18 protein-coding genes are annotated in these 21,918 nt (G+C 72.5%); 4 read left to right on the top strand and 14 right to left on the bottom strand.

The window, feature by feature from the left end; translation table 11 throughout:
* The first annotated feature begins 31 nt into the window (after positions 1–31).
* Complete coding sequence (locus tag WMF24_RS03860; protein ID WP_437636449.1) at positions 32–1,717, top strand: protein kinase domain-containing protein; 1,686 nt, start codon at positions 32–34, stop codon at positions 1,715–1,717.
* A 61-nt stretch (positions 1,718–1,778) separates the two neighbouring features.
* Here WMF24_RS03860 and WMF24_RS03855 read toward each other — a convergent pair whose 3' ends face one another.
* The 7 genes from WMF24_RS03855 to WMF24_RS03825 all read right to left on the bottom strand — a co-directional run bounded on the left by WMF24_RS03855 (position 1,779) and on the right by WMF24_RS03825 (position 8,017).
* Positions 1,779–2,288 carry a hypothetical protein gene (locus WMF24_RS03855; protein WP_437734981.1) on the bottom strand — a complete coding sequence of 170 codons (510 nt, stop codon included), beginning with the start codon at positions 2,286–2,288 and terminating at the stop codon, positions 1,779–1,781.
* Between the two features lie 417 nt (positions 2,289–2,705).
* Positions 2,706–3,278, bottom strand: coding sequence for a hypothetical protein (locus WMF24_RS03850; RefSeq protein WP_437734980.1), 573 nt, complete (start codon positions 3,276–3,278; stop codon positions 2,706–2,708).
* Between the two features lie 481 nt (positions 3,279–3,759).
* On the bottom strand, positions 3,760–5,109 hold the full coding sequence (locus WMF24_RS03845; protein ID WP_437734979.1) for a tolB protein: 1,350 nt from the start codon (positions 5,107–5,109) through the stop codon (positions 3,760–3,762).
* On the bottom strand, positions 5,100–5,960 hold the full coding sequence (locus WMF24_RS03840) for a TonB C-terminal domain-containing protein (protein ID WP_437734978.1): 861 nt from the start codon (positions 5,958–5,960) through the stop codon (positions 5,100–5,102). The genes WMF24_RS03845 and WMF24_RS03840 overlap by 10 nt, the downstream gene beginning before the upstream one ends.
* Entirely contained in the window at positions 5,957–6,475 is a 519-nt protein-coding gene (locus tag WMF24_RS03835) for a biopolymer transporter ExbD (RefSeq protein WP_437734977.1), read from the bottom strand. Before WMF24_RS03835 ends, WMF24_RS03840 begins: the two co-directional genes overlap by 4 nt.
* 15 nt (positions 6,476–6,490) lie before the next feature.
* Positions 6,491–7,240, bottom strand: coding sequence for a MotA/TolQ/ExbB proton channel family protein (locus WMF24_RS03830; protein WP_437734976.1), 750 nt, complete (start codon positions 7,238–7,240; stop codon positions 6,491–6,493).
* Between the two features lie 231 nt (positions 7,241–7,471).
* Positions 7,472–8,017 (bottom strand): OmpA family protein, encoded by a 546-nt coding sequence (locus WMF24_RS03825; protein ID WP_437734975.1) that lies wholly within the window; start codon positions 8,015–8,017, stop codon positions 7,472–7,474.
* Positions 8,018–8,198: 181 nt separating this feature from the next.
* Between WMF24_RS03825 and WMF24_RS03820 the strand changes: the two genes are divergently transcribed.
* Complete coding sequence (locus tag WMF24_RS03820) at positions 8,199–10,772, top strand: glycoside hydrolase family 15 protein (RefSeq protein WP_437734974.1); 2,574 nt, start codon at positions 8,199–8,201, stop codon at positions 10,770–10,772.
* Positions 10,773–10,828: 56 nt separating this feature from the next.
* Here the strand turns inward: WMF24_RS03820 and WMF24_RS03815 are convergent, their stop codons facing one another.
* Entirely contained in the window at positions 10,829–11,953 is a 1,125-nt protein-coding gene (locus WMF24_RS03815) for a hypothetical protein (RefSeq protein ID WP_437734973.1), read from the bottom strand.
* Between the two features lie 385 nt (positions 11,954–12,338).
* Between WMF24_RS03815 and WMF24_RS03810 the strand changes: the two genes are divergently transcribed.
* A complete protein-coding gene (locus tag WMF24_RS03810) occupies positions 12,339–12,773 on the top strand; it encodes a DUF6918 family protein (protein WP_437734972.1) in 435 nt (144 codons plus the stop codon).
* Positions 12,774–12,891: 118 nt separating this feature from the next.
* On the opposite strand, the gene WMF24_RS03805 is transcribed toward WMF24_RS03810, so the two are convergent.
* From WMF24_RS03805 to WMF24_RS03795, 3 genes are all read right to left on the bottom strand, one after another.
* Positions 12,892–14,208: a hypothetical protein gene (locus tag WMF24_RS03805; protein ID WP_437734971.1), complete on the bottom strand. Its 1,317-nt coding sequence runs from the start codon at positions 14,206–14,208 to the stop codon at positions 12,892–12,894.
* A 10-nt stretch (positions 14,209–14,218) separates the two neighbouring features.
* Positions 14,219–16,306: an elongation factor G gene (gene fusA / locus WMF24_RS03800; protein ID WP_437734970.1), complete on the bottom strand. Its 2,088-nt coding sequence runs from the start codon at positions 16,304–16,306 to the stop codon at positions 14,219–14,221.
* A gap of 178 nt (positions 16,307–16,484) precedes the next feature.
* Complete coding sequence (locus WMF24_RS03795; protein ID WP_437734969.1) at positions 16,485–16,952, bottom strand: Tudor-knot domain-containing protein; 468 nt, start codon at positions 16,950–16,952, stop codon at positions 16,485–16,487.
* Between the two features lie 147 nt (positions 16,953–17,099).
* On the opposite strand from WMF24_RS03795, the gene WMF24_RS03790 reads away from it, so the two are divergent.
* Entirely contained in the window at positions 17,100–17,600 is a 501-nt protein-coding gene (locus WMF24_RS03790) for a YchJ family protein (RefSeq protein ID WP_437734968.1), read from the top strand.
* A 37-nt stretch (positions 17,601–17,637) separates the two neighbouring features.
* On the opposite strand, the gene WMF24_RS03785 is transcribed toward WMF24_RS03790, so the two are convergent.
* The 3 genes from WMF24_RS03785 to WMF24_RS03775 all read right to left on the bottom strand — a co-directional run bounded on the left by WMF24_RS03785 (position 17,638) and on the right by WMF24_RS03775 (position 21,490).
* Positions 17,638–18,882 carry a patatin-like phospholipase family protein gene (locus WMF24_RS03785; protein WP_437734967.1) on the bottom strand — a complete coding sequence of 415 codons (1,245 nt, stop codon included), beginning with the start codon at positions 18,880–18,882 and terminating at the stop codon, positions 17,638–17,640.
* A complete protein-coding gene (locus tag WMF24_RS03780; RefSeq protein WP_437734966.1) occupies positions 18,879–19,721 on the bottom strand; it encodes a CPBP family intramembrane glutamic endopeptidase in 843 nt (280 codons plus the stop codon). The genes WMF24_RS03785 and WMF24_RS03780 overlap by 4 nt, the downstream gene beginning before the upstream one ends.
* A gap of 86 nt (positions 19,722–19,807) precedes the next feature.
* Complete coding sequence (locus tag WMF24_RS03775; RefSeq protein ID WP_437734965.1) at positions 19,808–21,490, bottom strand: L-aspartate oxidase; 1,683 nt, start codon at positions 21,488–21,490, stop codon at positions 19,808–19,810.
* Between the last annotated feature and the right edge of the window lie 428 nt (positions 21,491–21,918).

Here is a 21,918-nt window from a genome sequence, read left to right as displayed (position 1 = left end):
GCTCTTCCTCACCCTTCGTGCGCCCGTGGCCGTGACCAAAGATCCCCTCCCTCCCATCGACGTCGGAACGGTCATCAACGACCGGTACGAGGTCCTGAAGAGCATCGGTAAAGGCGGCATGGGCGAGGTGTTCTTGGCCTTCGATCGCCTCACCCAGCAGCAGGTGGCGCTCAAGGTGGTGCCCGAGGCCTCCGCCATGCCGGGCGACGACGAGGCCCTGCGGCAGGAGGTGATCCTCGCGCAGAAGGCTCGCCACCCGAACGTCTGCCGCGTGCACGACCTCGCGCCGAGCCCGTGGGGGCCCATCCTCGTGATGGAGTACATCCCCGGCCAGACGCTCCACAACCACATCCGCAAGCGCAAGGCGGCCGGCGGGTTCAGCGCCGACGAGTTCCGGAAGATCTCGACCGACGTCTGCGCGGGGCTCGCCGCCATCCACCAGCAGGGGCTCGTCCACGGCGATCTGAAGCCCGGCAACGTGATGGTCGCCGACGACCGCGCGGTCATCCTGGACTTCGGCTTCGCGAAGGAGCGCGCGCGCGCGGCCGTGCGCAAGCCGGGGGCGCCGCCGGACGGCGGCACGCCGCACTACATGTCACCGGAGCGCCTGCGCAACGGCGGCGCGAGCCCCGAGGACGACGTCTACGCCGCGGCGCTGACGCTCTGGGAGATGTGGACCTGCCGCGTCCCCGAGCCCGGCTACAAGCCGCGGCTCAAGACGATGAAGCAGCAGATCACCTTCGACGTGCCTGCCGCGCTGACCAACGACGAGATCAGGCAGATCTTCCGCGCGCTGAACCCGGATCCGCAGATGCGCCCCCAGGCGCGGCACATGCGGTTCTTCAACCCGACGCAGACGACGACCGCGCCGATCCAGCTCCCGCGCGAGCGCATCGACCCCGGCCCCGCGCCCGGGCGGGCCATCAAGACGCAGTTCACGCCCGGCGCGCAGTCGCTGCTCGTCACGTACGCCACGAACGCGCCCGACAGCGTCGCGACGCTGTTCCCGCTGCAGAAGCCGGTGCTCTCGATCGGCCGCCGCAGCGATCAGGATCTCGTCCTGGCCGAGGCGACCGTTTCCGGGTCGCACGCGCTGCTCCGGTGGCAGACGGGCTCCTGGCTCGTCGAGGACCTGAACAGCACGAACGGCACGTACGCGGACTTCCCCTTCGAGCGCAAGGCGCAGGTGTCGCTGCTCCACGGGGCCGAGGTGCAGCTCGGCGAGTGCCGCCTCATGGTGGTCACGTTCGGACCGGACTCCCCGCACCACGACAAGGCGAAGCGCTATCTCGCGCGGCGTGACGGCCTCACGGGGCTGCTCGTGCGCGAGCACCTGATGAAGGCCATCGACGAGGACGGCTTCTTCGCCGAGTGGGCCGAGGTGCCGATGCAGATCGCGCGCTTCGAGCTCCGCGGCCAGAACGGCCTCGTGAGCCTGCGCCCGACGATCCTCGAGATGCTCGCGCTGCGCAAGGCAGCGCTCCAGGTCGTCGACCTGACGCAGACGCTGCTGCTGAGCCTGACGCCGGCCGCGGCCGGGCGCACCGGCCCGCTCACGTTCGTCGTCTCGATCGTGGGGCCCAACCTGGACGAGGCGCAGCACGTGGTCGAGCAGGTCGTCGCGCAGGTGCAGGGCACGCTCCCCGAGACGCTCGAGCTGACCGCGACGCTCGTGAAGTGCGAGCCCGGCCGCCCCGCCCGCACGCTGATCGACTGAGGGGGCGCGGCGCCGCGGTGCCCGCGCTCCGGGCCGCTCCCACCGCGGGAGCGGCGGCGCGCTACCGGGACGATCCGCTGCAGGCGTCGCTCGGGGCGGCGTCGCGATCGAGCACCACCTGGCCGACCGACCTCCGCACGTCGATCTCCCCGTGCCAGATGAGCTCCGCGCTGCCCTGCGCGTCGACAACGTCGCGCAGCAACCGCACGTACACCTTGCCCGGGGCGACCTCCGGGATCGCCACCGTGAAGTCGAACGTACAGACCGCGTCGCACCGCGGGTTCGCCGCGTCGGGCTCGTCCCGCTCGGTGATCTCGTAGATGTTGTCGAGCCGCTCGACGCGCATCGCGCGCTGGCCGCAACAGTTGAGGAGCAGCCGGCTGTCCGCGATCGTCAGGGCGCCGCTCGACCGGTCGTAGCGCCAGCGCAGCACCTCGTTGCTGCAGTAGCTCTCGTCCCCCTCGACGGCGAGCCTGCGCTCCGGATCGACGAACCCGCCGGCCTCGCTCACGACCCCCACCTGCGTGGGCTCGGCCTCCAGGCACGCGCCGAGAAGAAGAAGCGACCCCACCGTTGCAAGCGCGCTACAGACCCCCACGTACCTCATGGCCCAGACTTCCTTGCTGTCCCGCCCGACTATCAAAATACGCCCAAAACAGAAAACCAGGGCTCTTTAATAAGAGCGTCCAGAGCGCCCTCCGCGGGCGGTGCCTCGGACACAGCCTCAGGCCAGCAAACGCATGGGCCGCGCGCGTACCGCACCCCGGAGCAGCCGCACGCACATTCACGTGAGTTGTACTCGTTGCGATTCTGACTGTCCAGGCACTCGTGGTAGAGTGCGCTCGGCTATCCGACCGTGAACGTCATGGTCGACTGCCCTGCTCTCTCATCCCACCCGGGCGGCGGCACCCGCTCAGCCGCCGCGAGCGCCGCCGGAGGAGCAGGCCGTGCTCGATTCAGGTCGCGACGAGGGACGCGGGAGACGTTGTCACCGCGCGGCGACGGTCGTGGGGCGGCGGCGCGGGGAGCCCTGCTCGTGGCAGCCCGCATCCGCCGGGGAGTCGTCGAGGACCACCGCGCCCGCGGCCACATCCAGGTCGAGGGAGCCACTCCAGATCACGGCCGGGCCACCCTGCTGATCGACGACGTCGCGCAGCAGCTTCACGTACACCTCGCCCCGCGGGACGTCCTGTACGCCGACGGACAGGTCGAACGCGCACTGCTCATGGCAGCGCCCCCCGGCGCCGTCCGGCTCGTCCCGCTCGGTGATCTCGTAGAGGCTGTCGATCCTCTCGACGTGGATCGAGCGCTTGCCGCAGCAGTCGAGCATGAGGCGGGCATCCGCGAACCGGAGCGTCGCCGCGGCCTCGTCGTACTGCCAGCGCAGCACCTCCGCGCCGCAATAGCCCCCGTCCTCCGCCGAGGCGAGCCGGAGCTCCGGGTCCTGGAACCCCCCCTGCTCGCTGATCCTGGCTTCCTGGACCGCCGCTGCCGAGCTGCAGCCACCGACGCAGCAAGCTCCCACGATCGCAAGGGCGGTCCAGATGCGGCTCGACACCATGCTCTTCTCCATTCTTCTCTCGCTCGCTGACCGGGGCGGCTTGGTGCAACTTTCCAGCCAACTCGCCCGTGAGCAGTCCGGAGGCTAACCGCGACCAACACAGCGGGCCAAAGAAGCGGGAAACGGGGTCGCGGCATCGCGCCGCCTCGCGCGCCGGAGCGCCCCTCACGAGCGCGCAGGAACTGCCCACCCTGAAGACGTGTCCGGGCAGAAGAAGTTGCTGCGGGAAGCCGGGGAAGACGACCGCTGGAACTCCGGCGGTGCGCGCGCTCACCGACGCAGCGCGCGCCGGATGTCCACGCCTCGGCTCCCGCCGCCGCGGCGCGCACCGTGTGTCTGGAGAACAGGAGCGCTCGATGGACCGAGCGTGCTGGACGCCGTGCTGCGGCGTGCAGCGACGGCCCTCCGTGCGCCTCGGCTGCGCAGCTGCGGCGGGCTCCACGGGGCGGGATGGCGGCCCCGGACAGCGCCGCCGGTCGGGTCAGTTCTTCGCCTCGACGGCCTTGCCGGGCGGCAGCGGGTCCCAACGCAGCGAGTCGCCGAGCAGGTTGGAGATCCGCTTCGGGCGCTGCCCGTCGACGCGCATGATGTAGAGACCTGGCCCCTCCCCGGATGTGCGGGTGGAGAAAAACGCCACAAGCCGCCCGTCGGGGCTGCAGGCCGGGTATCCGTTCCTGCCCTGGTTCTGGGTCAGCCGGCCGAGGCCGCCGCCCGTCTCGCCCGAAACGACGAGGTCGGTGTTCTTTCCGACGCCCACCGCGTAGATCGCCTTCACCCCGTCGGGATGGTTGCAGAACGTGGGCGACGACGCGAAGAGCCCCTCCGGCGAGATCGCCTTGCCGCCAACGTAGATGCGCTGGCCGTACCTGCCCTCGCCGGAGAAGGCGAGCTTGCCGGTCGGCGTGAACGCGGGGTGGAGCGCCATCCCCACGTCCGAGGCCGGCTTGACGCTCTGGAAGTCGGGACCGGAAAACAGCTTGATCGTCGACCCCACCCCGATGCTCAGCGCCACCTGGGACCGGTCCTTCGAGAACGCGATGCCGTAGACAGAGCCCTTCACGGGCAGCGGGATCGGCCCGCCCCCGGGCGTGAAGATCTTGTACTCGTCGCCCTTCACGCTCCCCGCCCAGTGGAGCTGCTCGTTCTTCCCGAAGGCCGGGGCGATGGCGGTCTGATCGGGCGGCGAGACGGCCCTGGCGTCGTGGCCGTCGGCGTCGATGGTGAAGACGCGGCGCAGCGAGCCGGAGCCCGAGGCGAACGTCATGTGGCTGGCGAAGCCGCCGTTCTGGCCGGTGAGGGCGCCGATGAGCTGGTCGGCCACCCGGTGCGACTCGAAGCGCACGTCGCGCAGGGGCACGATGAACTTCTTGTCGAACACAGGGGCCTGCCCGCGGTTCACGAGGAACGCCTGGCCGACGAGCTCGGCCTTGTCGGGGCCGATCTTCTTGCCGCGCACGCTCACGACCGCCTCGACCCCCTTCGCGGACCACGCCTTCACGTCCACCGGGCTGTCGGAGAGGTAGAGGCCGTCCGGCGCGGCGCTGTCGGGCAGCACCTCGAACTCGCCGCACAGCTCGAGGTCGCGCCGGACCACGCTGTGGAGGGTGACGTCCTCGGGATCGGAGACGAGCGACGGCAGGACGCCGATCTTCGGGAGCGGGCGCGACGCGCCGGCGACGACCGTGATGTGCCCGAGCAGCTCGTCGGGGTTGGGGGGCGCCGTGGAGGCCGGCGCCTGCGCGGCGGCCGGCGCCTGCGCGGGAACAGAGGGGGCAGCGAGCGCGGCGGCGGCGAGCGCCAGGGCGCCGAGGGCGTATCGAGCTAGTCGCATGTGTTCTCCCTACAGACGAACGTGACGCTCACCTGCTTCTGCCCGAGATCGGGATAGTTCTCCGGCGGCGGCGGCAGAGCCTGCCCCTTCGCCCCCTCGAGCGTCGCCTGCGCGGCCGCGTCGAACACGGGATTCCCGCTCGGCGTCAGCGTGTAGCTCACCATCTGCCCGTCCGACAGGACGATGACCGCGCGCGGCCGGTGCTTCGTGAGCTCCTCCGGCGGCAGGCCCGAGCCGCTCACGCGGAACCTGCTCGAGAACCAGCCCGCGATGCGGGCCAGGTACAGGTCCACCGCGCGCGCCTTCAGGGGATCGGTCTCCGTGCCCTCCTTCACGCCGTCCGCATGCCCCTCCTGGTCGACGTTGGGGGCCTCGCCCGCGTCCGTCTTCGGATCGAGCTCGATGTCGACCTGCTTGGCGACCTCGGCGTCGGGCGGCGGCGGCGCGGTGCCCGCGTCGGCGACCTTGACCTCCGGGGGCGGGATGTCCTTCTCGGTCTTGCCCGCGTCCGGCGACACGAACGCCTTCTGCTCGACCCGCGGCTTGGGCGTCTGGCGCACCCACCGGTCCGGCAGCTTCATCCGGTCGCGCTTGCCGCCCAGCTTGAGCAGCGGCGTGTCCATGTCGAGCACCGGGATGACCTTCACCGGGACGCTCGGCCCCTTGTCGATCTCGGGCGCCGCCGCGGTCGCCGAGAGGTCGGCCAGGCTGATCGCGACGGCGGCGCCCGCCTGCACGGCGACCGCGACAGCGACAGCGATCGCGATGTCCCGCGGGCGGAAGTCGCTCCTCGGCCGGCGCTGCCCCGACGGCGACCTCGGTCCGGGCGCGCGCGCCGCGGCCGTGCTCACGGCGTCGCTCCGCCCGGCCGCGCCGCCGCCCCCGGCCGCGCCGCGCCCTTGGCGGGCGCCGGCGCCGCCCCGCCGGGCTGCGCCGGCGCGCCCTCCGGCTCGAGCTCCGGCTGGACGAGGAGGTTCAGCCCCTCGACCCCGGCGGCCCGGGCGGCGGCGACGACCCGCGCCACGGCGCCGTAACGGGCGTCCTTGTCGGCGCGGATGTAGAGCTCCTTCTCCTTCTGCACGCGCGCGTTCGAGGCGAGCACCCCCTCGATGTCCGCTGTCGCGTCGTCCTCGCCGAAGAGGATCTTCTCCTCCTTCGTGACGGTCACGACCAGCTTCGTGTCCTTCGTCGGCGCCTCCTCGGCGGAGACGTTGGGCAGCTCGACCCGGAGCCCGGCCGTGAGCAGCGGGGCGGTCACCATGAACACGACGAGGAGCACGAGCATCACGTCCACGAGCGGCGTGACGTTGATGTCGCTGAAGCCGCCGCCCCGCCGCCTGCGCCCTCCTCCGACGGACATGCCCATGATCGCCCCCGCCCCTCAGCCCTTCGTGATCACCGGCGTGGGCCGGTCGCTCGTCGACCGCTGGAGCGCCAGCGGGATCGACTCCTGCATTCCCCGCGCGACGGCGGACAGCGACGCGATCTCGACCCAGCCCTCGCTCGCGGCCTCGAGCGCGGCGAGCAGGTCGTCGATGCGCTTGTTGATCGCGTTGTAGGCGATGACCGCGGGGATCGCGGCGAACAGGCCGATCGCGGTCGCGATGAGCGCCTCGCCGATGGCCGGGGCGACGACGGGCAGCGACGCGCTCTTCTGCTGACCGATGCGGAGGAACGCGTCCATGATCCCGTAGACGGTGCCGAAGAGGCCGATGAACGGCGACGCCGCCGCGATCGACGAGAGCGTCGGCATGAGCGAGCTCGCCCGCTGCGTCTCGGTCACGATCGCGCGCTTCGCGATGGATTCGAGCAGCTTGCCGCTCCCGACGCGGCGGCTGAGCTCCAGCACGACGCGGGCGCCCGGCGCGTCGGCGTGCCGCTGCGCGAGCGCGAAGAGCTGGTCGGGCGAGTGGGCATGGGCCGACTCCTGCTCGAACCGCGCCTGCTGCGAGGCGAGCCGCGCGAGCTGGAGGAACTTGAGGACGGCGATCACCCACACGAGGATGGCCGCGAAGATCAGCAGCCAGACGACCACGAAGACGGGACCGGAAGCGTGGAGGATCAGGGAGACGGGATCGAGCTTGATCGGGATCGCCGTCGCCGCCTCGGGGGCGCTTTGCTGGAAGGCCATATCGATCTCTTCGGTCAGGGAATCGGCTCGTCAGGGGATCCGCGCGCGCGGCCCTCGTTCGGTGCGTTTTGCGGCGCGGCCCCCGCTGCTGCCCGGGAGCGCGGCCGTGGCCCTCTCTTCACGTCATCGCGTCATCACGCCATCGCGTCATCGACGCTCCCCGCGCGGGCCGCGCGCGGTGGTAGCGCCGCGCTGGCCGCGCGGTGGCAGCGCCGCGCGGCCGCGCCTGGCTCACTCCGCCAGCAGGATGTCGACCTTCCGGTCGCGCGCCCAGCCCTCTTCGTCGGTGCCGGTCGCCTCGAACTCGCCCTTCGACGAGGTCGCGATGCGGCCCTGCTCGACGCCCTTCTTGCCGAGGTACTCCGCGACGCTGCCGGCGCGCTTCTGGCCGAGGCCCAGGTTGTACTCCGTCTCACCCCGCGGATCGGCGTGGCCGATGAGCTTCATGCCCTTGCCCTTGAGCGGACCCGAGACGAAGCAGCGAGCGAGCGCGTCGAGCGCGGTCGCCGCCTCGCCCTCGATCGACGTCGAGTCGAACGCGAAGCGAGCGGTCGGCAGATCGCCGCATGCCTTCAGGATCTTGTCGTCGATACGGATGGACCCGCTCGTCGGCTTCGCCGTGTCCTGCTTCGGCGCAGGCGCCGCGGGCGGCGGCGGCGGGGGAGGCGCGACGTCGCCGCCGACGTTCGGCGGCGGCTGCGGATCGGAGCCGCAGCCGGCTGCCAGGGCCACGAGCGGCGCCGAGACCACGAGGATCAACGCAGGCAGTTTTGTCATGGGCATGCCGTTACCACGCCGGGGGGCGCGTTGCAGCATTTTGAGCGGCCCGCGGCGAGCCGGCGCGCCGTGACGTTGAGCATTCCTGTAAAGTGCCGCGATGAATCGCCCGGACTTCGCGCGGGAATATTTGGACCACCAACGATCTGACAGCCCTCGCGCCCCCCGATCCTGGCGCGCTGTGGCCCTCTCGCTCGGCGCGGCCGCGACCGTCGCGCTCGCCGCGCCCGGCGCGGCGAGCGCGGAGGTGCCGGTGAAGCGCACGTTCTTCAAGCTGCCCTCGTCGAACGGGTTCGGCGCTGTGCTCCTCGACCTCGGACAGGCGCGGCTCACCCACTTCCGCGAGCACCTGTTCGGCACCGAGGAGCCGCTCCTCGACGAGCGCGGCGAGGAGGTGTGGGTCGGCAACCAGCCGCAGGTCGTGCACACGCGCGATCTGCTCTACGACGCGTACTTCGGGCTGCGGTCCGAGGGGAAGCAGCGGTGGCTCACCGAGGTCCCCGTCGACCTCGACGCGAGCGGCTACGCCGGCTGGACCGAGGGCCAGCGCGGCGGCACCGGCGTCGTCACGATGGTGCAGCGGGTCGGCAACCTGGAGTGCACGCAGTTCTTCTTCGCACCGCAGGGCCTCGAGCAGGCCGGCTTCGTGATGGCGATGCGGGTCCAGAACCGGGGCGACGTGGCCGCCGAGGACGTGGCGGCCTTCTCGCTGCACAACCTCCACCTCGGCTTCGGGCGCCCGGGCGTCATGGCCGATATCGGCGAGTCGGGCGAGACCGTCGCCTACGACGGGGCCGAGGGCCGGCGCGACTTCCTGGAGCGCGCCTTCGCCGGCGTCGTCGTCGCGCGCGCGCTCGAGCCGGCCGCGCGCCACGCCGCGTCGAGCGCGAGCAGCCCGCCGGAAGTCGACGTCTACCGGATCGTCGAGGCGGGCGCCGTCGCCGACCTGCCGGACCTCGACGGGGCCGCGCCCACCGCGGACGGCTCGGTGAGCGCGTTCCAGTGGGACCTCGGCAGCATCGGCCCCGGCGAGGCGCGGTGGGTCGGCGTCGTGTTCGCGCACCACGGCGACCCCTCGGGCGCGGCGGACCCGCTCGTGCAGGGCGCCCTCGACGCGTACCTCGGCGCGCGGGGCGCGGCGGAGGTGGTCGAGGGCGAGATCGCCGCGTACCGCGCGCTCCAGGGCGAGATCCAGGTGCCGCCCACGACGACGCCCGAGGAGGAGGTGCTGCTCCGGCACTCGGCCGTGATGCTCCGGATGGCGCAGTCCCGCGAGAGCCACACGTTCCTGCGCGAGCACCTGACGCGGGACTTCGAGCCGCGCGCCACGCGCTTCGGCGAGACGCTCGGCGGCCAGCCCGCCGCGCTGCCGGCGACGATCGCGCACCGCGGGCGCGGCGCCGTCCTGGCGAGCCTCCCGCCCGGCGAGTGGACGGTCGCCTGGATCCGCGACGGCGCCTACGCCACCGTGGCGATGGCGGCCCTCGGCATGAAGGGCGAGGCGCGCGACGCGCTCGGCTACTACCTCGGCGCGGAGGCGGGGCGGTTCCAGGACTGGAACGAGCTCGCGGCGTACGACATGCCGCCGTACCAGATCAGCCTCGTTCGCTACCACGGCTTCGGGGTCGAGGAGACCGACTTCAACGCCTTCGGCCCGAACCTCGAGTTCGACGGGTTCGGCCTGTTCCTCTGGGCGCTGCGCCAGTACGAGGAGCTCACGGGGGACACGGCGTTCGTGGACGAGCACTGGGCCGCCGCGTCGACGAAGGTCGCGGACGCCCTCGTCGCGCTCGTCGATCCGGAGACGGGCCTCATCCGGAAGGACTCGTCCATCTGGGAGACGCACTGGAACGGGCGCGAGCGCGCGTTCGCGTACACGAGCATCACCGCGGCGCGCGGCCTGTGCGACGCGGCGGCCATCGCGGAGCGGCGCGGCGAGGCCGAGCTCGCCGCCGGGTACCGCGACGCCGCGAACAGGCTGCGCGCCGCGATCGCCGCGCGGCTCACGGACGCCTCGGGCGCGCTCGGCGCGAGCCTGGAGGAGGTCGCGTCCGGCGCGGGGTACTGGGACGCGGCGGTGCTCGACGGGATCGCGATGGGCCTGTTCGACCCGCGGGGGCGCATCGCCGCCGCCACGCTCGCGGGGCTCGACGAGCACCTGCGCGCCCCCGCGGGCGCGGGGTGGTCCCGGAACGACGATCGCACGGATCACGCCGGCGCGAACGACCTGAGCCCCTGGGGCAGCGAGTACGACAGCGCCGAGTGGGTGGTGACCGACCTGCGCGGCGCCGTCGCCGCGCGGCTCATGGGGGACGACGCGCGCGCGGACCGGCTGATCGGGTGGGTGCGCGAGCAGTCGGCCGCGAACTACCTCGCCATCGCGGAGACCTACGACGAGACGAGCGGCGCCTACAAGTTCAACGCGCCGATGATCGGGTTCGGCGCGGGCGTCTACGCGCTCGCGCTGGCGGCGCGCGATGGGCTCGTCGTCGGGCCGGCCTGCGGCGCGTACTTCGACGAGGGCGACACGAGCGGCGGCGGCGGCGGCGCGGGGGGCGGCGCGGGCGGTGGACCGAGCGGCAGCGGGGGCGCCGGCGGAGCGGGCGGTGGACCGAGCGGCAGCGGCGTGCTGGACGACGCCGGCTGCGGTTGCCGCCTCGCGCCCTCCGGCGGCGCGGCGCCGTGGCCGCTGCTCGCGGCGGCCGCGGCCGCGGCCGGCCTCGCGCGACGGAGGCGGGCCAGGGCGCGGCGCTGAGCTCGTGACGGCGAGGCGCTGAGGTTGGACGAGCGCGCGCGGCTGTCGAGCGCGCGCTACTCCTCGCTCGCCTCCTGCCGCGGCCGCGGCGGCGGCGCTTCAGCGGGGGGCGCGGGCTCCGCGACCGCGGCGGCCATCGCCTCGGCGAGCGAGACCGGCGGCGCGGGCCGCGGCGCCGCCTCGGACGCGGGCGGCGTCTGCGCCTGGCGCGCGGGCGTGCCCCTCGCCGAGGTCGCGCGCGCGCCGACAGCGGCGGCCGCGCCGGCGCCGGACGCCGCACCGCCTCCAGCCGCGGAGGCCGCGCGAGCGCCCACAGCGGGCCCCGCGCCGCCGCCAGCCGCAGACGCCGCGCCGGCGCTCGCCTTCACGGCAGCGCGCGGCTGCGGCGGCGCGCCGGGCGCGCCGGGCGCGACGGCGCCGGCTCCTCCCTCGCCGATCGCAGGCGGCTTCTCGAGTGCGCGCGGCGCTCTCCTTGGATGGGCGGGCGCCTCGACCGACGCGCTCACCGCGCGCGCGATCTCCCCTGCCCTCGAGACGCCGCGCTGCGCGCCGTGCGGCCGCGCGGCTCCCGGCGCGCGGGACCTCTGGCCGGCGACCACCGCCAGCACGACCGCGATGGCAACGGCGCAGGCCAGCGACGCCGCCACGACCGCGCGCACGCGGCCGCGGTCCCACGCGCGCGCGCGTGGCGCGACGGGCACGAGCGTGTCGTGGAGCCGCAGCACGTCGCGCACGCTCGGCGGCGCATCGACGAGCACCGCGCTCTCGACCTGCGCCCCCGGGCCCGCCGCCTGCGCCCCAGGGCCCACCGCCTGTGCCCCCGGGCCCACCGCCTGTGCCCCCGGGCTCATCCCCGGCGCCCCCGGGCTCGTCTCCGGCGCGACCGCCGCCGCCCTCGCGGCGGGACGGGCCGCGACGAGCGACTTCAGCGCGATGGACCGGAGATCCATGATCGTGGGGTCGTCGTCGTCCCGCGGCGCCGACGGCGCGATCGACCGCCGGAGCGGAGGAGGTGGCCGGCTCGCTCGCTCCTCGACCCGCGCCGCGGGCGCCGCAGCCGCTCCCCTCCCCTGCGCGCGGAACATCGCGCCGCCGCAGACCCAGCACTCGAGCGCGGACCCGCCGCGCGCGTCGCTCGAAACCGTGGTGACGATCCCGCAGACTTCGCAGTAGACGTCCATGAGCCCCCCGCGGGCCCCGCCCCATGACAGCGGCAGGCCCCCACCGCACCGAAACTGTGACTTAGATTACATCCCGAGTATGGCGTGCCTGAGGCGGCCGTGCATGCGGTCTCAGCGCTCGCCCTCCGGAGGATCGCGCGCAGGCCTGCGCCGCACGGCCATCCAGGACGGCCGAGGAGGCGCAAGAACCGTCCGGGACCGAAGGGTTCCCGTGCGGGCGCTTGCGATGCCTGCCCCTGAGAGGCTGTGGTAAGAGCCGCGGTTCGATGTGGTCGGGAGCGGGCCGCCGGTCCGCCCGACGTGGTCGGGGCTCCCCGCCGGGGGTCACGCTGACAAGGGTTGGGGGGCCGCGTCCGGCCCCCGAAGCGCCCGGAGGATATCGAGAATGGGTCTCAGCGAAACGCTGCTCGATGCGAACAAGAAATCCCAGGTCATCGCCGACTGCTGCACGCTCGTCGACGAGGAGGTGGCCTCGAAGGGCGGGCTCTCCGGCCTGGCGGTCAAGGCTGGCTACGCGGCCGTGAAGGGCATCAAGCCCGGCTTCATCGCCCAGGTGGTCGAGAAGCTCCTGCCCGAGTTCGCGAAGAAGCTCGACCCGATCTGGGCCGAGGCCACGAGCAGCGGCAACGCGAGCTCGTACCTGACGGCGAACCGCTCGCGGGTCGCCGACGCGCTCCTCAGCGTCACCGACGAGAAGGCGAAGACGTCGACGAGCGGCGTGGTTCGCGGCACCTACGAGAAGCTCCGCGGCTCGGCGAAGAAGAACGTCGAAGACGCCATCCCCCGCCTCGCCCAGCTCATCCAGAAGCACGCTTCCTGAGCGCCTGAGCGGCCCGGCGCAGCAGGCCCGCGTTCACGCCGGCCTGCTGCGCGCGAGGGGGATGTGACGTGGGAGAGGGGGATGTCGCGCGCGAGCGGGGCCGCCCGCGCGCCGCGGATCAGCCAGGCTCGCCGAAGCTCCGCGCGAAGAGGTCGCGGATCGCCTCGCGGCCGGCGTCGTTGAGGTCCTGCGTGCCGATGCCGGCGAAGTTCTCGCTGGTGATGCTCGGCTGCCGCGCGATCTCCCAGGCCGAGCCGCTCCAGCGGAACCAGCCGCGCTTCTCCTGATCGTAAACGAACAGCGGCTTCTTCCAGAGGCGCGCCAGCTCGGCGCCCCAGCCGGTGCCGCCGCGCACGGTGCCGTCGTCCTGGAGCGTCCCCACGACGAAGACCTGGCTGGCCGCGTTGATCTGGTGCCAGATCGTCTGGAGGACGTTGCGCACGAGCGGGATCTCGCTCAGCACGCGGCCGAGGCGCCGCGACACGTAGACGAGGCTGAAGTCGCCCTTGCGCAGCTCGTCGTCGCCGAGCACGACGACGCCCCGCTGGCGCTCGAGGAGCCGGTGGCCCTCGAAGCTGTAGTTCAGCTCCTGCACGCCGTACCGCTCGGCGCAGGCGCCGAACTCGGCCTCCGCGCCCTTGGCGCCGCCCGAGTGCAGGCGGAACTGCCGCGGGTCCTTCGGCCGCTCCGAGGGGGGACGCACGTCCTCGTCGATGACGCGCATCGAGTGAGGATCGAGGCGCAGGTGGAGCTCGGCGAGGTCCTTGTTGCCGTGGTCCTTGAGCAGCCGCAGGCGAACCACGTCGCGCTCCGGCTGCAGGTAGACGACCACGCCGACGTGGCGCTCGACCTTCTCGAGGGCGGCCGGCAGCTTGCCCGGGGCGCCCGGCTCGTCGATCTGGGCCGCGACCCAGACCTCGGCCGAGCGCTCCTTCGCGAGCCGCGCGAGCGCCTCCATCGCCGCCTCCGACGCGACCGCCACGTCGAAGCCGTCGACGATGATCACGTCGGGCTCGAAGTGGGCGACGCCGCGCGCGAAGCCGACCGTCTCGAGCATCTTCTCGACCCACAGCCGCGCCGCCTCCTCGGGCGCGTCGGGCGAGGCCTTCACGTGTCCGAGGTGCGAGTAGATCTGCCGGTGCCGCTCGACCTCGATCCGGACGGCCTCCGGCTCGTCCAGCCGCATCGACTGCGCGAGGTCGTGGAAGATCTCGTCGTAGTACGCGCGGACGTGGTCGACCGCGTTCTCGTGCGAGATGTGCAGCACCCGGCGATCCCGGAGCAGATCGTCGAGCGCGATCTGCACGAGCAGCGCCGTCTTGCCCACGCCGGGGCGGGAGACGATGAGCCCGACGTTGCCCCGACCGAGCCCGCCGTGCATCGACCCCTCGAAGACCCGCATGGGGCTCCGCTCGTTCACCTCTTTGCGGTACATGCCGACCTCTTTACTTGGCCTTCTTCGCCTGCTCTTCCCTGTACTTCTTGATGAGCTCCTCCGCGAGGGCCGCCGGGAGGGGAGCATAGCGCGAGAACTCCATCGTGAACTCGGCTTTGCCCTGGGTTGCAGAACGAAGGACGGTCGAGAAGCCGAACATGTCGGAAAGCGGGACCTCCGCCTCGACCCTGCAGAACGCGTCCGCCTCGGTCGAACCGATGATGATGCCACGCCGCTGCATGAGGATGCCGACGATGCCGCCCTGGAACTCGCTCGGCCCCTCGACCGCGACCTTCATCAGCGGCTCGAGGATCTGCGGGCCGGCCTTCGGGTACGTCTCGCGCCAGGCGCCGCGCGCGGCCTCCTGGAAGGCGATGTCCGAGGAGTCGACCGAGTGGGACGCGCCGTCGTTCAGCGTGACCGACACGCCCGTGACGGGCGCGCCGATGAGCTGCCCCTTGGCGAGCATCGACACGAAGCCCTTCTCGACCGCGGGGATGAACTCGCGCGGGATCGCGCCGCCGACGACCTGGTCGTCGAACCGGAACGGCGCCTCTTCCCACGGCTCGATGAAGCCGCCGACCTTGCCGTACTGGCCCGAGCCGCCGGTCTGCTTCTTGTGCGTGTAGTTGAAGTCCACGCGGCGCGTGATCGTCTCGCGGTAGGCGACGCGCGGCGGGCTCGTGACGACCTCGGCCGAGTACTCGCGCTTCATGCGCTCGATGTAGACGTCCAGGTGGAGCTCGCCCATGCCCTGGATGATCGTCTCGCCGCTCTCCGGATCCGCGCCGACGCGGAAGGTCGGGTCCTCCTTGGTGAAGCGGCGCAGCGCCTTCGACATGTTCGCCTGGGCCTTGTTGTCCTTCGGCGTCACCGTCAGCGAGATGACCGGGTCGGGCACGTGCATCGACGTCATCGCGACGCTCACGCTGCCGTCCGTGAACGTGTCCCCGGAGTTGCAGTCGATGCCGAAGATCGCGACGATGTCGCCCGCGCTCGCGCCCTCGATGTCCTCCATCTCGTCCGCGTGCATGCGGACGAGCCGGCCGACCTTGTGGCGCTTGCCCGTGCGGATGTTCGTGACCTCTTTGCCGCGGCTCAGGCTGCCCTGGTAGAGGCGGATGTACGTGAGCTGGCCGAAGCGGCCGTCCTCGAGCTTGAACGCGAGCATCACGAGCGGCCCTTCCGGGTCGCTCGACAGCGTGACCTCGGCCTCGTTCTTCTCGACGTCCACGGCCTTGTTGGTGATGTCGGCCGGGGTCGGCAGGTAGCGGGTCACCGCGTCGAGCAGGACCTGCACGGCCTTGTTCTTGTAGGCCGACCCCATCATCACCGGGACGATCTGGAGCTTGACGGTCGCCTCGCGGATCGTCTTGTGGAGCAGCTCCTCGGTGACGTTCTCCTCGAGGATCGCCTCGGTGAGCTCGTCCGAGTACATCGAGAGCGCGTCGAGCATCTCCTCGCGCGCCACCTTCACCTCGTCCGCCATGTCGGCCGGGATGTCGCCGACGAGGATCTTCTCGCCGTTCGCGCCCTCGAACCGGTAGGACTTCATCGCGACGAGGTCGACGACCCCCTCGAACTTGTCCTCGAGCCCGATCGGGAGCTGCAGGAGCACCGGGTTCAGGTTGAGCTTCTCGCGGAGCTGCGTGCGGACCCGCAGCGGGTTCGCGCCGGCGCGGTCGCACTTGTTCACGAACGCGATGCGCGGGACGCCGTAGCGGCGCATCTGGCGGTCGACCGTGAGCGACTGGCTCTGCACGCCGGCGACGGCGCAGAGGACCAGGATCGCCCCGTCGAGCACGCGCATCGCGCGCTCGACCTCGATCGTGAAGTCCACGTGCCCGGGCGTGTCGATCACGTTGATCTGGTGCCCGTTCCAGAAGCAGTGCGTCGCCGCGGACTGGATGGTGATCCCGCGCTCGCGCTCGAGGTCCATCGAGTCCATCTTGGCGCCGACGCCGTCCTTGCCCTTGACGTCGTGGATGGCGTGGATCCGCTTGGTGTAGAAGAGGATGCGCTCGGTCAGCGTCGTCTTGCCCGAATCGATGTGGGCGCTGATCCCGATATTGCGCAGCTTGGACAGATCGCTGATCACAGAAGGCTCCCCGCCGCGCACCCGTGAGGGCGTGCCCGTGGAGGGCGTGCGGCACGCATTCAGAACATCAGCCGGGCGGACGCACTCTTGCGATCACCCGGTCAGAAATTCGGCGCGGCTCTTAATTCGGCGGCCCGGCCAGCGCCAGGGGGAAAATGATTCTTGGCGACAAATTCAACTACTTGGCCTGGATCCTGGAAAGCCCGACCGTCTCGTCCCACTCCGGACCGTAGCCTTCGTAGTGGATGCGGTAACGCTCCTGCCCCACGATCCCGGTGACCACCGCCGGGTACATCTGCCCGTGCCACTCGACGCGCACGCGGTCGCCGATCTTGTAGACGTTGGTCTGCGACGCCTGGAGCCCCTTGCTCCGGACCTTCGGCGGCGGCGGCGGGTGGACCACGTTGCCCTCGACGAAGCCGCGGATCCGTTCGCGGGGTACAACTTCATCCCAGATGTCGTCGTATCCCTGGTAGTGGACCTTGAACTTTGTCGGGCTGATGACCTCGATGATCTGGGCCGGGTAGACGTTCCCCTCCCACATCACGAGGACGGGATCGCCGATGGCGTATTGGCGCTTGCAGCCCCCCAGCACCAGGGCCAGGGCCAGGAGGAGGGCCGCAGCGCGGGCGCGTGCTGCGGGCATACGTCCCGACCGCCTTACCGCCCCCTCCGGCGCCCTGCAAGAGGGTTCGCGCCGGGGCGCGCGCCCGGGGGACGAGACGGCGCAGCGCCGCGGGGCCGGCCCGCCGGGGCGCTGCACCGCGGCACGAACCCGTGTAGAGAACCGCCCATGACCCGAGATGCTCGTCCTGGCCAGGGCACCCTCTCCCGCCCCTGCCCGTGCGGCACCGGGCGCTCGTACCGCGCGTGCTGCGCCCCGTGCCACCTGGGCGATCGCGAGGCGCCCGACGCCGTGGCGCTGATGCGCTCGCGGTACGCCGCGTTCGCCGTCGGAGACGCCGCGTACCTCTGGCACACGCTGCACATGGGCCACGTCGACCGCGGGCGCGACAGGGACGAGGTGATCCGCGAGCTCAAGGTGACGATGCACCACCACAGGTACCGGGGCCTGAAGATCCTCGACAGCCTGCAGGGCGGCGAGTCCGCGTCGGTGCTGTTCCTCGCCCAGATCTTCCAGGCGGGCGCGGATCGCTCGTTCATCGAGCTCTCCGACTTCCTCCACGACGGCGAGGGCTGGCGCTACCTCCACGGCGTCGCCGTCCCCCGGGTCCGCCTCCGCGTCCCGACCGAGTCGCTGACGATCGCCGAGTTCTCGTCGCTCACCGCCTGAGCGACCTCGGCTCTCGTTGCTGACCGCCTGAGCGGCGTCAGCCGGCGCCCGGGTTCGACGTCCGGGCCTCGTGCCAGCCCATCGCCTCGACGACGGCGCGGTTCTTCTCCACCCACACCGCGATGCGCTCGCGCGTCGTGCGGTACGCGTACTCCAGGATGGCGCGCCGCGCGCGCAGGTTGGCCGGGTTGTGGAGGAACAGGAGCGCGTCGTTCGGCGCCGGCTCGAGCACGAGGACCTGCATCTTGCCCTCGGCGAGCGTCCGGCCCACCGCCTGGTGCAGCCGCGCGTGCGCGCCGATCCGCATCGCCTGGTTGAAGACCCAGAGCATCCCCTTGTCGCGCACGCTCTCGCGCACGCCGTGCCCGGTCGGGACGGGGCGGTGCGCCGTGGACACCGGCACGAGCGGGCTCACCACGATGGTGAGCTCCGCGCCGGCGGCCTGCGCGAGGTCGAGGTGCGCCACGTGCCCGAGCCCGCCGTCGATGTAGTGGCGGTTGTCGATGCGCACCGGCGAGAAGAACAGCGGGAGCGCGAGCGACGCCGCGCAGGCGAGCGACACCGGGACGTCGTCGAGCCCCTCGGCGCCGAAGACGACGCGCTCGCCCGAGTCGAGGTCGTGCGTCGGGATGCGCAGCGTCCGCGGCATCGCGCGGAACGAGTTCGGGATGCCGCGCCGCAGGAAGAACTCGGCGAGGAACCGCTCGTAGCGCTCGAGCCGGAACAGGCCCGCGGGGAGCGAGTCGTTGAAGCGATCGAGCTGCTCGAAGAGGTACTGCTGCGCGGGCGCGTTCGGCGTCGCGTCCCCCCGCGTGGTGAGCCGGACGATCGCGTGGCGGAGCGCGACGACGCTGGTGCTGAGCGCGCGCCGCCACTCGCCGACGTCGATCTGGAGCAGGTGGCTGCGCTCCAGCGGGAAGAAGTTGTCGCTCGGGTCGAGCAGGGCGCGGTAGAGCCGCTCGGTCGGGATGCCGCCGGCGAGGGCCGAGGCCACCGCGGCGCCGCTGCCGTGGCCGATGTAGAGCGAGAAGCTCTGGTTGTCGATCCCCTCGACCCCGTCCTCGAGCGCCGCGAGCGCGCCGATCTGGTAGAGCGCGCCCGTCAGGCCGCCCCCCGGCAGGCACAGGCTGACGCGGGCCCGCCGCGCCGCGTTGCGCGCGGCGGGGCGCCCCTCGCCGCTCGCCTCCACGGTGGTCTGCGGGGCGCGGCCGTCGCCGTCCCCCGCCGCGATCGGCGCGGTTCGGCTCGCGCCGCCGCCCTGGCTCTCGACTGCGGGCATCATGAGAGGTCCTTTTCCCTCGCGCGCGCCGCCGCCTCGGCGCGGTTGCCGAGGGCGCAGGCGAGCGCGATCAAGACGAGCGCGCTGGCGGAGCTCGCCGCCACGAGCCACCCCGGCGTCGCCGCGGTCTCCGGCAGCGCCGCGCCCGCGGCGGCGGGCACCTCGTTGACGGCGCCGGCGTCCGCCGCCGTGGAGAGGAGCGCGAAGCACTGGATGGCGTTGTAGGTCGCGTGCAGCAGGATGGGCGGCACGAGCGAGCCGCTCGCGAACCGCAGGGTACCGAGGGCCACGCCGAAGATCCCGATCGGCAGGAACTTCTGCCACTCGATGTGCGCCACGGCGAAGAGCGCGGCCGTGACCGCGATGACGAGCGGGCCGCCGTGCTTCCAGCGCATCGGGCGGGCGAGCGCGCCGCGGAAGAAGACCTCCTCCAGCGCCGGGCCGAGCCCGATGAAGATGAGGCCGAGGGCGGCGCGCTCGACCGCGCTCGCCTCGACGAAGACCCGGACGAGCTCCGCGTCGCTGATCCCCGACGGCCAGCGCCGCTCGATCAGGTTGTAGAGGGCGGCGATGGGCCCCTCGAGGGCGAAGCCGAGCGCGACCGCGAGCGGGTAGAACGCCGCGTGCGTCCGGCGCAGCCCGAGGAACTCGCGGATCGAGGCGCGCGGCGCGTGGAGCTGGAGGACGCCGAAGAGCCCGAGCAGGTACGCCGCGGCCTGGCACGCGAAGCTGCTGACGACGTCGAGCTCCGGCTCCGGCCGGAACGAGGCGACGAGGCCGAGCAGCCACAGGAACAGCAAGGTGACGCCCGCGACCCAGCCGACGGCCGCGCGGACCGACATCGGTCGCTCCGCGTCGCCTCGCTGGAAGATCGGGCCGGGCCCTCTGTCGCCGGGCGGAGGCTCGGGGGAGCCGCGCAATGGATCGGTCATCGTCCTCGCAGATGAGGCAGGACGCCCCGCTTCACCACGGTGTCCGTGCCGAGGCGATCGTCCGTCTCCGGGTAGTCGATGGTCGAGTGGAGCCCGCGGCTCTCGTGCCGGGCGGAGGCGCAGCCGACGATGAGCTCGGCGACGGTGGCGATGTTGCGCAGCTCGAGCAGGTCGCGGGTGACCAGGTGCTTCCAGTAGTACTCGCGGATCTCCTCCTGGAGAAGGGAGATGCGCCGGGCGGCGCGCCGCAGGCGCGCGTCGGACCGGACGATGCCGACGTAGTTCCACATGGTGCGGCGCAGCTCGTCCCAGTTGTGGGCCACGACGACCTCCTCGTCGCTCGCGACCGCGTTGCCGGCCTGCCACTCGGGCACCTGGGGGAACGGGCTCTGCCGCAGCTCGGCGATCTGGGCCGAGAGGCGCGCGGCCGCGCGCTGGCCGAAGACGAGCCCCTCGAGCAGCGAGTTCGAGGCGAGGCGGTTGGCGCCGTGGAGCCCGGTGCACGTGCACTCGCCGATCGCCCAGAGCCCGGGGATGGTCGTCCTGCCGTAGAGGTCGGTGGTGATGCCGCCGCACATGTAGTGGGCGGCCGGCACGACGGGGATCGGCTGCGTCGTGATGTCGATGCCGTAGCGGAGGCACTGCGCGTGGATGGTCGGGAAGTGCTCGCGGACGAAGCTCGCCGGCCGGTGGGTGATGTCGAGCAGCACGTAGTCCGAGCCGGTGCGCTTCATCTCGAAGTCGATGGCGCGCGCCACGATGTCGCGCGGCGCGAGGTCCTTGCGCGGGTCGTGGCTCGCCATGAAGGCCGTGCCGTCCGGCAGCCGGAGGATGGCGCCCTCGCCGCGCAGCGCCTCGCTGACGAGGAAGCTCTTCGCTTCCGGGTGGAACAGGCAAGTCGGGTGGAACTGGTAGAACTCCATGTTCGCGATCTCGGCGCCGGCCCTGTACGCCATGGCGACGCCGTCGCCTGTCGCGACGTCGGGGTTCGTCGTGTAGAGGTAGACCTTGCCGGCGCCGCCCGTCGCGAGCACGGTCGCCCGGGCGAGGTAGGTCTCGACGACGTGCGGCCTGGAGGCCGGGCGGTGGCGGGTCGCGGGCCGCTCCGAGTCGGGCGGCTGCGGCGTGCCGTGGTGGAGGGCGGCGTCGGTCTCGTCGAGCACGTAGGCGCCGGCGCAGATGTCCGGCCCGCCGAAGCGGGAGAGCAGGATGAGGTCGATCGCCGTGTGGTGCTCGGCGAAGCGGATGTTCGGGTTCTGCCGGGCCTGCTCGAGGAGCGCGCGCTCGATCTCGAGGCCGGTGGCGTCGGCGGCATGAACGATGCGCCGCGCGGAGTGGCCGCCCTCGCGCCCGAGCCGCACCTGGCCGTTCTCGTGGTCGAACTGGGCGCCGCGCGCGATGAGCTCGCGCACCCGCTCGGGGCCTTCCCGCGCGCAGATCTCGACCACCACCTGGTGGCAGAGGCCCGCTCCCGCCTCGAGCGTGTCGGCGATGTGCGCCTCGGGGGTGTCGTCCGGCGCGAAGACCGCGGCGATGCCGCCCTGCGCGTACTTCGTGTTGGACTCATCGCGCGACCGCTTGGTGACGACGATCACCTCACCGTGCTCGGCCGCCTCCAGGGCGAATGTGAGACCCGCTACACCGCTGCCGATGACGAGGAAATCGGTCGTAATCGCCACGGCCCGGAGGGTAGCAGGAGCGGGGCGCATGAAGGTAGGCCGTGGTGGGCCTCCTGTGCGAGATGGCGTGTGGGGCGCGGCGGCACAGGCGCCGGGCGTTCGGGCGGGAGCCGCGCCGGGGCAGCCGCGCCTGGAGGCGGGAGCCGCGCCGGGGGAGCCGCGCCTGGAGGCGGGAGCCGCGCCGGGGGAGCCGCGCCTGGAGGCGGGAGCCGCGCCGGGGGAGCCGCGCCTGGAGGCGGGAGCCGCGCCTGGAGGCGGGAGCCGCGCCCGGCGCGGAGCGCCGGCGACCCGACGCGAGGGCGCTGGGGCCGCGGGGCGCCGGGTTCCCTCGTGGCGCGGCGCACACCGGCGCTTCACGACACGGCGCACACCGGCGCTCCCGGCCATCCTCTCACGGCGCGGCGCACACCGGCGCTCGCAGCCAGCCT

The organism is Sorangium sp. So ce1335 (assembly GCF_051521615.1).
In the GTDB taxonomy this organism is placed as follows: Bacteria; Myxococcota_A; Polyangia; order Polyangiales; family Polyangiaceae; genus Sorangium.
This window is presented reverse-complemented; position numbering and strand designations above follow the sequence as displayed.

What these genes read in the sequence shown, in the direction of transcription:
- WMF24_RS03850 (WP_437734980.1), bottom strand. Translation starts at nt 3,278, where the DNA reads ATGGTGTCGAGCCGCATCTGGACCGCCCTTGCGATCGTGGGAGCTTGC.
- WMF24_RS03845 (WP_437734979.1), bottom strand. Translation starts at nt 5,109, where the DNA reads ATGCGACTAGCTCGATACGCCCTCGGCGCCCTGGCGCTCGCCGCCGCC.
- WMF24_RS03835 (WP_437734977.1), bottom strand. Translation starts at nt 6,475, where the DNA reads ATGGGCATGTCCGTCGGAGGAGGGCGCAGGCGGCGGGGCGGCGGCTTC.
- WMF24_RS03830 (WP_437734976.1), bottom strand. Translation starts at nt 7,240, where the DNA reads ATGGCCTTCCAGCAAAGCGCCCCCGAGGCGGCGACGGCGATCCCGATC.
- WMF24_RS03825 (WP_437734975.1), bottom strand. Translation starts at nt 8,017, where the DNA reads ATGACAAAACTGCCTGCGTTGATCCTCGTGGTCTCGGCGCCGCTCGTG.
- WMF24_RS03815 (WP_437734973.1), bottom strand. Translation starts at nt 11,953, where the DNA reads ATGGACGTCTACTGCGAAGTCTGCGGGATCGTCACCACGGTTTCGAGC.
- WMF24_RS03810 (WP_437734972.1), top strand. Translation starts at nt 12,339, where the DNA reads ATGGGTCTCAGCGAAACGCTGCTCGATGCGAACAAGAAATCCCAGGTC.
- WMF24_RS03805 (WP_437734971.1), bottom strand. Translation starts at nt 14,208, where the DNA reads ATGTACCGCAAAGAGGTGAACGAGCGGAGCCCCATGCGGGTCTTCGAG.
- WMF24_RS03795 (WP_437734969.1), bottom strand. Translation starts at nt 16,952, where the DNA reads ATGCCCGCAGCACGCGCCCGCGCTGCGGCCCTCCTCCTGGCCCTGGCC.
- WMF24_RS03790 (WP_437734968.1), top strand. Translation starts at nt 17,100, where the DNA reads ATGACCCGAGATGCTCGTCCTGGCCAGGGCACCCTCTCCCGCCCCTGC.
- WMF24_RS03785 (WP_437734967.1), bottom strand. Translation starts at nt 18,882, where the DNA reads ATGATGCCCGCAGTCGAGAGCCAGGGCGGCGGCGCGAGCCGAACCGCG.
- WMF24_RS03780 (WP_437734966.1), bottom strand. Translation starts at nt 19,721, where the DNA reads ATGTCGGTCCGCGCGGCCGTCGGCTGGGTCGCGGGCGTCACCTTGCTG.